General features: G+C 46.0%; 3 protein-coding genes and 1 pseudogene. 2 read left to right on the top strand and 2 right to left on the bottom strand.

Annotated elements, in window-relative coordinates:
- Positions 1–21: 21 nt before the first annotated feature.
- Positions 22–7,821 (top strand): annotated as a pseudogene (locus R7F67_RS13660) (tandem-95 repeat protein); the annotation flags it as partial.
- 87 nt (positions 7,822–7,908) lie between these two features.
- On the opposite strand, the gene R7F67_RS13655 reads toward R7F67_RS13660, so the two are convergent.
- Complete coding sequence (locus tag R7F67_RS13655; RefSeq protein WP_005377363.1) at positions 7,909–8,523, bottom strand: OmpA family protein; 615 nt, start codon at positions 8,521–8,523, stop codon at positions 7,909–7,911.
- A gap of 2 nt (positions 8,524–8,525) precedes the next feature.
- Positions 8,526–9,839 carry a TolC family outer membrane protein gene (locus tag R7F67_RS13650; RefSeq protein WP_021707835.1) on the bottom strand — a complete coding sequence of 438 codons (1,314 nt, stop codon included), beginning with the start codon at positions 9,837–9,839 and terminating at the stop codon, positions 8,526–8,528.
- Positions 9,840–10,228: 389 nt separating this feature from the next.
- Here R7F67_RS13650 and R7F67_RS13645 point away from each other — a divergent pair.
- A partial coding sequence (locus R7F67_RS13645; protein WP_318057223.1) for a Calx-beta domain-containing protein occupies positions 10,229–11,610 on the top strand: 1,382 nt, incomplete at its 3' end.

Below are 11,610 nucleotides of genomic sequence, written 5' to 3'. Positions count from 1 at the left end.
TCCGGTGGGGTATCGGAGTCCACCACGGTGAACGTCGATGTGACGCCAGTGAACGATGCGCCAGTGGCAAAAGATGATACCGCTGTTACTGACGAAGACACGCCAGTGACGATTGATGTCCTGCCAAACGACACCGACATTGATGGTGATAAGCTGTCTATCCAATCAGCTTCCGTACCTGAAGCACAAGGCACAGTCGAGATTGTTGATGGCAAACTGGTGTTCACACCGGCCGAGAACTTCCATGGTGATGCTGAAATCACTTACACCATCACCGATGGTGCACTGACTGACCAAGCGAAAGTAGCCGTTACCGTTAATCCAGTGAACGATGCGCCAACGATCAAGGTCGATGCTGTAGAAAGTATCACTGAAGACGCAGTGAGTACCGATACGGTAGTGGCAACGTTGGAAGTCGCTGATACCGATACGCCAGAAGAGCAATTAACCGTTTCTTTAGAAAACAACTCAAACGGCTACTTTGCGTTAGTTGGCGATGAAGTCAAACTGACTCAAGCGGGTGTTGACGCGGTTAACAACGACGAACTCAACCTTAAAGACCTAACGATCAGCGCATCAGCATCGGATGGTGTTAATCCAACGGTTAGCGACAGTGATAGTTTGATTGTGAATCGCGTTAACGATGCACCAACAGTCGATAATGTCATTTCAGATCAAGTGTTAGCAGAAGATTTTACGATCTACACGATTGATTTAAACGACGCATTTAAAGACAGCGACTCCGCACTGAACTTCTCAGTGTCCGGCAACGGCAACGTGTTGGTTTCGATTGAAAATGGCATCGCGACCATTAGCCCAACTGCGGACTGGAACGGCTCAGAAGCGTTGACGTTTACTGCCACCGATCCAAGCGGCGAAAGCGTCAGCCAAACGGTGAACTTCACAGTTGCGCCTGTGGCAGACATCGTGGCAGACAACGCGACGGTTGTGGAAGACACGCCGACCATCATTAAGGTCTTAGGTAACGACACGTTCGAAGGCGACGACAAAGTGGTGTCGCTGGATACCAATCACGGTCCAGCGAACGGCACGGTCTCGGTCAACCCGGATGGCAGCGTCACTTACACGCCAAACGACAACTACCACGGTGCAGACAGCTTTACCTACATCGTTACCTCCGGTGGGGTATCGGAGTCCACCACGGTGAACATCGATGTCACGCCAGTGAATGACGCGCCAGTGGCGACCAATGACAACGCCGTTACTGACGAAGACACGCCAGTGACGATTGATGTCCTGCCAAACGACACCGATGTGGATGGCGATAAGCTGTCGATTGAATCGGCTTCCGTACCTGAAACACAAGGTACAGTTGAGATCGTTGATGGCAAACTGGTCTTCACACCGGCTGAGAACTTCCATGGTGACGCTGAAATCACTTACACCGTGACCGATGGTGCACTGACTGACCAAGCGACGGTTAACGTCACCGTGAATGCGGTGAACGACACGCCTGTGGTTGAAAGCAGCATTGCAGACCAAACCTTGGCAGAAGACTTTACGCCATACAGCATCGATCTAAATACGGCTTTCAGCGATGTAGATAACGTGGATGGCGATCTGACCTTCAGCGTCTCCGGCAACAGCAACATTCAAGTGGCGATCGTCAATGGGATTGCTACGTTCACTCCAACCGCAGACTGGAACGGCTCAGAAACCCTAACGTTTACGGCCACCGATCCAAGCGGTGAAAGCGTCAGCCAAACGGTGAACTTCACGGTAGCCCCTGTGGCGGACATCGTGGCAGACAACGCGACGGTTGTGGAAGACACGCCAACCATCATTAAGGTCTTAGGTAACGATACGTTTGAAGGCGACGACAAAGTGGTGTCGCTCGATACCAATAACGGTCCAGCTAACGGCACGGTCTCGGTCAACCCGGACGGCAGTGTCACTTACACGCCAAACGACAACTATCACGGGGCAGACAGTTTTACCTACATCGTTACCTCGGGTGGGGTATCGGAGTCCACCACAGTGAACGTCGATGTGACGCCAGTGAATGACGCGCCAGTGGCAAACGATGACGCGGCAACAACACAAGAAGATACCGCTGTTACGATTGATATCTTGCCAAACGATACTGACATCGATGGTGATACATTACGTATTGACTCGGCGTCTGTGCCGAGTGACCAAGGGACAGTTGAGATTGTTGATGGCAAACTGGTGTTCACACCGGCCGAGAACTTCCATGGTGATGCCGAAATCACTTACACCATCACCGATGGTTCGCTGACTGACCAAGCGACGGTCAACGTCACCGTGAATGCGGTGAACGACACGCCTGTGGTTGAAAGTAGCATTGCAGACCAAACCTTGGCGGAAGATTTCACGCCATACAGCATCAATCTGAATACCGCTTTCAGCGATGTGGATAACGCCGATGGTGAGTTAACGTTTAGCGTCTCAGGTAACAGTAATGTCAATGTCTCAATAGAAAATGGCATCGCGACCATTAGCCCAACGGCAGACTGGAACGGCTCAGAAGCGTTAACCTTTACGGCTACTGATCCAAGCGGTGAAAGCGTCAGCCAAACGGTAAACTTTATGGTTGCGCCTGTGGCAGATATTGAATCTGACCGCGCGACGGTTGTGGAAGACACGCCGACCATCATTAACGTCCTAGGTAACGACACGTTTGAAGGCGACGACAAAGTAGTGTCGCTCGATAGCAATAACGGTCCAGCCAACGGCACGGTCTCGGTCAACCCGGACGGCAGCGTCACTTACACGCCAAACGACAACTTCCACGGTACAGACAGCTTCACGTACATCGTTACCTCCGGTGGGGTATCGGAATTCACCACGGTGAACGTCGATGTGACGCCAGTGAATGACGCGCCAGTGGCAAAAGATGATACCGCTGTCACTGACGAAGACACGCCAGTGACGATTGATGTTCTGCCAAACGACACCGATATTGATGGCGATAAGCTGTCTATCCAATCGGCGTCTGTGCCGAGTGAGCAAGGGACAGTCGAGATTGTTGACGGCAAACTGGTCTTCACGCCGGCTGAGAACTTCCATGGTGACGCTGAAATCACTTACACCATCACCGATGGTGCACTGACTGACCAAGCGACGGTCACCGTCACCGTGAATGCGGTGAACGACACACCTGTGGTTGAAAGCAACATCGCAGACCAAACCTTGGCGGAAGATTTCACGCCATACACCATCGATCTAAATACCGCTTTCAGCGATGTGGATAACGCCGATGGCGAGTTAACGTTTAGCGTCTCTGGCAACAGCAACATTCAAGTGGCGATCGTCAATGGCATTGTTACGTTCACTCCAACCGCGGACTGGAACGGCTCAGAAATCCTAACGTTTACTGCCACTGATCCAAGCGGTGAAAGCGTTAGCCAAACGGTGAACTTCACGGTTGCGCCTGTGGCGGACATCGTGGCAGACAAAGCGACGGTTGTGGAAGACACGGCGACCATCATTAAGGTCTTAGATAACGACACGTTCGAAGGCGACGACAAAGTGGTGTCGCTTGATACCAATAACGGTCCAGCTAACGGCACGGTCTCGGTCAACCCGGACGGCAGCGTCACTTACACGCCAAACGACAACTACCACGGGGCTGACAGCTTCACCTACATCGTTACGTCAGGTGGGGTGTCAGAGTCCACCACGGTGAACGTCGATGTGACGCCAGTGAATGACAGACCTGACAGTGAGGACTTTACGCATGTTACTGACAAGCCTTTGACGCAAGTTGTATTTGATACTGATACGAAACCTTTAGGTGATGGCGACTCTCAGGATCATATAGCGGATATTGAAGATGACTTAAATGGCAACGATTTGCATGTGCGGATTACTGAACTACCGACCTCAGGAACATTGTTCTTCAGAGATAACAACGGTGAACTGCATGAAATAAAAGAAGTCAGTGACACTCTTTATGAAAAAGATAGCCTTTACTATGAAGCTGATAATGTGGGTTTCTTATTAGGTATCAAGGATCGCCCAGATACACCAAATAGCTCCGAGTCTACAACAGATTTCAATAATTGGGGGCTAAGTGAGGACGGAGGTCCATCACACTCCCGTACTGAGCATTTAGTTAATGGTTCCTCCATCACTATATCTTCTGATAGTGGTGAACTTGCTCAATACAACCGCCAAGTGTCACATATCGGAAACGGTATTGCTGACAATGATGGGCAGGGTATTGAGAAAGGCGAGACAATTACGATCGATTTGTCTAATAACCCTGTGGGCAGCGTAAACCTTGGCTTAGATGGATTAGGTGGATTGTTTGATTACGGTGATGACAACGCTGCGCTTATTACGGTTACGTATTTAGATTCAAATAATATCGAACAGACTCAAACGTTCGAGTTCTTGAAGCCTGAAGGCAACTTCATGCTATTCCAAGAAACAAGCGTTGGTTTTGGGCAAGAACTAGCTCTTCCTGAAGGTTCGGTCATTACTCAGTTAGATTTTTCTACGAAAAATGAAGGGAACTGGGAGTTACGTTATGTAGAAGGTATTCCTGCCGGGGATAGCTTTGGATATGTGGCAGTCGATTCTGAAAGTGGAGTTAGTGATCCATCTACGGTCAATATCGTTAACGAAATACTAGATGGTAATGTTGCGGAAAATGGACCTGTGGTGGAGAGCATTGCAGGTGTTACTGTTGTTGAGGGTGACAATGTCACGTTTTCTGTTTCACTAAATAACGCGACAGATCAGACCGTTAAGTATCAAGTGGATTTCTCTGCAGAGGGTTCTAGTGTGAGCTCTCAAGACATTGATTTGTCGAACGCAACTTTTACTAATGGCGTGAAGTATTTGGGCGGATACCTTATTGTTCCAGTCGGAGTGAATGGCTTTGAGATTACCATTCCAAGTATTGATGATCAGTTGGTTGAATCAACAGAGAGTCTTGTGATTAAAGTCGGAGATGTGTCTGGCGTTGGCTATATTGATGATAATGATGTTCCGCCAGCAGTTCAAAGCAACGAAATTTCCGGATTAGAAGACGAAGCTATTGTTATAACACTAGAACATTTAGGCATCGTTGATAGTAGTATAAGTGTTGAGTTTGACACTTCTGCTCTAAATGGCTCACTGCAAGTGAAAGGTTCTGATGGTTGGGAAGCGGTTTCTGGAAGTGTGCTCGCTTCTGATATCGAAAATGGTCTTGTTCGTTATGTTCCTGCTGAACATGAATCTGGTGCAAATGTTTTCGATAAAGACGGTGTTGGGAACGGCTTGGATACTTACGAGCAGATTCATTTCACTGTTAGTGATGGCAATTCTTCTGCTTCAGGTACGTTGAGTATCGACATAGAGCCTGTCGCGGACCCAATTAAGATTGACCTTACTTTCGGTCCAGTAACGTCTGTACCTGTGACACTAGGCGGAAGCTGGTCTACAGACGAAGAACTTAAAGATCTGCTTGAGGCAAGTAATTTACCAGGGCTTGACTTTGAACATGTGGTGACACAAACGTTTAATAACGGACATGTTGGTAATGACTTAATGCTAAGCGGTGACACTGAATCGCCACTGAGCTTTGTCGGAGATCAACAAGCAGGTGCGAACGTTGATGCTCAAGGCAGTGATATCTTTGTGACTGGAGGAGGTAATGATTCTATCTATGGCGGTATTGGTTCATTAGATGATCAAGCGGAGACGGACACAGTTGTTTACTCTGGCAAGTTGTCTGATTACAACTTCAACTATTACCCTGCATCTGACCACTCAGAGGTCCCGTATTGGATTGTCGAAGATAGCCGATTTATTGATACAAAAGATGTTGTTTCGAGCACTCATAAAGAGTCGGGTGACCACCTTTATGAAATTGAACAACTTATCTTCCAAGATGCCATTATCAAGCTAAATAACAACACAGGAGAGTATGTTGTACTTACAGAGCAGCAAGTCTCTTTTGAGCTGAACCTTGATCTTATCGATGTGGATGGCAGTGAGTCATTCATTAACGATAGCGTCACCTTAACGGGAATTCCTTCAGGGCTAACATTAGAGGTGAATGGCAAAACGGTTGCTGAAAACAGCGATGGTTCTTACACGGTTGACCTTTCAAGTGAACCAAATCAAACCAGTCATCAACTAAGCGGTACGATTACTGTACCAGCCGATTACAATGGTTCGTTAGATTTTGATGTAACAGCGACGGCAGGAAGTGTTGAAGTTAATAACAATACTCAAATGGGGACGGACACGGCTTCTGTTTCAGTTCGAGATTATGATTTTGTTTCCGGTACGCATGGTGATAACAAGATAGCTGGATCTGATAGCAATGATGTGATTGTTGGCGATGTTCAAGGATTACAGATTGTCGAGGGGCAGGACTACAACATTGCTTTTATGCTCGATACATCAGGCAGCATGGGTTACGACGTTGGTCTAGCGCTAGGTGAGCTAAAAACAGTGCTGAATACTCTTACCGAAAGTGCTAGTGGCCCTCATTCGGGCAAAGTGAACGTTTTATTGACCACATTTGCTACTGGGAGCTCTCAGGTACTTGAATTAGATTTGAGTGCTGACAACGCAACATCGCAAATAGAGTCTACATTGGATGCAATTTTACAAATCGGTGATGGTAATACAAATTATGAGGCCGGGTTCCAATCTGCACTAGACTGGTTTGCTAATGCCGATAGTGGCGCAACAAACCTAAGTTATTTCATATCTGATGGTCAACCAAACCAAGCTACGGATAACAATACGAGTTGGTTTAGTGGTTGGGAGGGTGTCGTACTTGGCGTGTCAGAACAAAAGTTAGTGACGCTAGCGGATGTTTTGCCAAGTGATTACAGGTTTGGTGATACAGTCACATACAACAATAAAACAATCATAGATTTTCGCGGGGCGGTGTATTCGCTCTCTACTGGTGAACAGGTGGGGAGAATGCTTAACTCATATGTCTATGATGATTATGGAAATAATGTTCTATCTCAAGCGAATAACGCATATCAAGCATTGGCTGAATTTAGTGAGGTTCGTTCGATAGGTCTTGGTCGCTACTTAGATGAAGATTCGTTAGAAAACTTCGACTCTGATGGTGTAGTAAGGGCTAACATAGATGTAAACCAACTAGCAGAAGTGATCCTTGGTAAGGAAGTTTCATTGATGCAAGGCAAAGATGAGATTAACAGCCTTGATGGAAATGACATTATTTTTGGTGATGCCATGCGTTTCGACGTCGATGGTGAGCAAGGAGTTTCCGCGCTACAAAACTACGTAGCATCTCAACTAGGTAAGGATGTTTCGTTAGTTACGAAAGAAGAAGTTCATCACTACATTACTGAAAACCAAGCAGAATTTGAACAGTCTCGTTATTACGACCAAGCAGACACCATCTCTGGTGGTTCAGGTGATGATATTTTGTTTGGACAAGGTGGTGACGACAAGCTGTTCGGTGGTGCAGACAATGATATTTTAATTGGTGGTTTCGGCAATGATATTTTGACAGGGGGGGACGGTGAAGACATCTTTAAATGGATTGATGTGTCCAATGAACGCGACACTGTCACTGACTTCAATAAAAATGAAGACGCTCTAGACTTCTCAGATCTGTTTGACGACTTATCTAAAGATGAAATTGGAGAGCTTCTTAATGATCTTCAATCAGGTGATCATACTGGTGATGTCGGAGAGTATCATGTAGAAGTGGCACCAGACGGGGGATCTGAGGCAAACCTGAGTATTACAAAAGGGAGCTCGACATTGGACATCCATTTTGACGGTGCAAGTGTTGATGATGTGACTCAAAGCTTAATTGCGAGTTTAGAAGCTCAGTACAAAGACATGTAGTAGCGCTAAACTGTAGTCAAATTTAAAATCAAAAAAGGTCTAGCAATTTGCTAGACCTTTTATTTTTACGGTCTGTTTATTGTTGTGCTAGCTTTTTGGAAGTGTTGTGAAAACGGTCCATTCTTTCTTCACTTCACCCTTGTGGCCAATCACTGTTGCGGTTACTCGACGGTTCAATGCGTGACTAACTTGGTCTGTACCTTGTGTCGCAAGTACTGTGTCTCCATAGCCGACAATGGTAACTCTATCTCCACTAATGCCATTCTTCATGAGCTCTTTTCTAACGTTTTCAGCGCGGCGCTTAGATAGGTCAAGATTATGTTCTGCAGTACCAGTGCGACTAGCATAACCTTGAATCTCTATAGACGTGTTCGGGTACTCTTTCAAAAAGTCGGATAGTTCAAGAATTTGTTGCGTAAAGATAGGGTTGATCACATCGGAATCGTTCGCAAATAGTACTCGAATTTGCATTTCTTGTGAGGAGTCAACGTACGAACCACAACCGTCGTTGTCTATTTCGGCACCCAAAGGTGTACCCGGGCACAAATCTCGCTCGTTAATGACTCCGTCAGAGTCATCATCTATATGATCAGCCCACTGATCGGCAATTGGGGTATCTATGTAATCATATTCATCACCACGATCTGATGAACTGCATGCGGAGAGCATTAATGAGAGTGTAATAAAAGCTATGTGTTTCATAATTAATACTCCACTTCTTCTAGCCATTCTTTAGGCATTTCAACCCTTAATGCACTCAACAGTTGCCCAGTTGCGTTCATCACTCGATATTTGGCGTACTGCTCTGCGTATTTAGAATCTAAGTAGTCTTTACGCGCCTCAAAGAGCTCGTTTTCAGTGTTCAATAGATCAAGCAGTGTTCGTTTACCGATGCGATATTGCTTCTCGTAAGCAATTACGGTCTCAGACGCAGAGTCTACATGATCTGATAGAAACTCTTTTTGTTGTAATGTTAAATCAAGCGCACTCCAAGAAAGCCTTAACCCTTCTTCAACATTGCGATAGGCACCTTCACGCAAGTCTTTTGCTTTATTTAGCTGGTAGGCGAAGTTTTCTGAGTTCGCTGCATCACTGCCGCCATTGAATAGGTTGTAGCGTAGACGCAGCATGGCAAGTGTCTCATCACTTCGACCTTTTAAACCATCAGCGTCGTCACGCCATGTTTGCGAAGCTTCAATGGAAATGGTTGGGTAATTAACACCTTTAGACTGTTTGTATTGAAACTTAGCCGAGTCTACGTCTGCGAGCGCCACTTGAATAACGGGATGAAGTTCAAATGCCAAGCCTACCGCTTCATCAACCGTGTACGGGATAAAGTTTTGGTCCGCTCTCGGAAAGATTAACCCTTGTGGTGTTTGACCGACTAAACGAGTGAACATCGTGTGAGAGTCATACAGGTTATTTTGAGCAGCAGCTAAGTTTCCGTGTGCTTTTGCCAAACGTGCTTCTACCTGCGTCAAGTCAGCAGTAGAGCCGATACCCGAGTTGACTCGTTTTTTAATATCATCGTAAATATCTTTATGAACAGCAAGGTTGTTTTCTGAAAGCTTTAGGACTTCATACGCTTTAACAGCGTCCAAGTACACTTTAGTCACTTCAAGTGCCTTATCTGAAGCATCTGCTAAGAGTTGAAATCTAACAGATTCAGCATCAGCTGCGGTTCGATCAATATCATTTAACGTAGCGCTACCATCCCATATTAGTTGGGTCAGTGTCACTGAAGCTTCCTTTCGAGTGTAATCCGTGTCGCCTCGACCAACTTCATCTGACGGGTCTAATCCTTCATATCCAATTCCAGCATCTAGATCAACAGAGGGGAGGTAAGCACCTGATGAAGCTTCATTTATGTACTTCTGGCTCATAAACTCGTTAAATGCACTTTTAATATCGGGGTTATTTTGTAGCGTCTGTGCAACCGCTTGCTCTAGAGTTTGACCGAAAACTGGTGAAGACACTATTAAGCAACAGCAGGCTATATGTACTCGATTCCATCTCACGTTAGTTCTCCTAAAATCATGTCGCTCTTATTCTGTTTCATATTTGAGACGAGAAGTTACAAACAATGAATTTTCTTAGTGCGTATTATCAACTTGTTGATGTTTAAATGTTTAATTCAATAAAAAACAACAATCTTACTCTCTAAACTCTAGCATACGAGGCAAAGCTTGCTTGGTAAGTGGTCGATTTTTTCGTAGAAAACCTTTTTATCTTAAGAGCATAGCGGAAACTGGTTTAAATGAAGGCAAATTCTTCGGTTATTTTCCTTATTACTCTCAAAAAACTAAATCCTCTTGGAATAAAACGAAAAATTCATATTTTGTCTAAACTATAGACGTGTTTAGTGCAGTAACAAGCCTTTAATTAAACTAATACAAGGATGAAGAGCATGGATCGAGTAGCGTTAAGTTCATTGATGAGCAATGTCGTGGTTATAGGGCTTGATGGGAACCTGAGAAGTCTTGAAAGTGGTCAGCTACCTCAGCCTGGTGAATTAATTATTGAGGAAGTTTCTGATACATCAGAATTAATTGTACAACAGGTAACACCGCAAGGTAGTTCAATTAACGTTACTGATGATGTCACTGCGCTAATCGAGGCTATCGCTAGTGGAGAAGACCCGGCTGCTCTTGGTGAGGATTTTGAGCCAGCTGCTGGTGAGGAAAGTGGTTCTAGCCCCCAAAATACTGGTGCAATAGATCGTACTGGCGCTGAATTGTTGGCTAGTACGAATTTTGAGACCGTCGGTATTGATGGAATCGGACTATCTACAACTCAAGCACTATCTTTGTTGGATCTTTTCAGAGTAATTAATGGCCCTGTACCACCGACTATCTTAGTTCAAGAAATATCTAGTCCGACTATCAACGAAGGTGACCAAGTTGTATTCGATATTACTCTAAGTCAAACAACTGAAGACAATACTGATGTCATTCTTTCTCTCCTTGATGGAACCGCAACAGGCGGCTCAGCTGACGAGAACGGGAGTGACTACGTCAATGAGCGTGTCCTCATAACATTTTCTGATGGTACAACAGAAGAAGTTTCAGTCGGTGAAAGCGGAACCTTTACCATTTCGATCCCACCGGGTGAAAGTGACTTTACGGTCTCTATAGACTCTATTGACGACTCTGTATTTGAAGGCCCAGAAACGTTTACGCTCTCTGGCACGACAGAAGAACAAAGCACACCTGTTACTGGGACTGCCACTATTTTAGATGATGGTAGTGGACCTGGCTCAAATCCTGATGATGATCGCCCAGCGGTAACGATGAGTGATGCAGGTACGGTTAATGAGGGTGAGACAGCGAACTTCAAAGTGACGCTGTCGAATGCCTCCGAGTCCACTGTTCAAGTCGAGCTAGGCCTGAACTTAGGTGACACCGAAGTTGGAGACTTAGGCACCTTAGAATACAACACAGGCTCCGGTTGGGTTGCAGTGCCAAACGATGGCGTAGTAACGGTGCCAGCGGGGCAAACCGAGTTTGATGTGCGTATCGCTTCCATTGATGACGCCGTTTATGAAGGCCCTGAAGATTTCAGCGTGACAGTAACCGGCATTGGCGCAGTGCAAGGCAGCGATACCGGTACGGCAACGATAGTGGATGACGGCAGTGGTCCGGGCCCTGATCCGGATGATGATCGTCCAAGCGTGACTATTACCGATGCTGGCACCATTAATGAGGGTGATACGGCGAACTTCAAAGTGACGCTATCGAACGCGTCTGAAGCGGAAACGCAAGTAGAGTTGGGTCTTAATCTCGGCGATAC

The organism is Vibrio sp. YT-17 (assembly GCF_033337375.1).
Taxonomy (GTDB): domain Bacteria; phylum Pseudomonadota; class Gammaproteobacteria; order Enterobacterales; family Vibrionaceae; genus Vibrio; species Vibrio alginolyticus.
The sequence above is the reverse complement of the archived record's forward strand: the minus strand, read 5'-3'. Positions and strand labels throughout refer to the sequence as shown.

Coding starts and splice junctions, on each gene's coding strand:
- R7F67_RS13655 (WP_005377363.1), bottom strand. CDS start 8,523: ATGAAACACATAGCTTTTATTACACTCTCATTAATGCTCTCCGCATGC.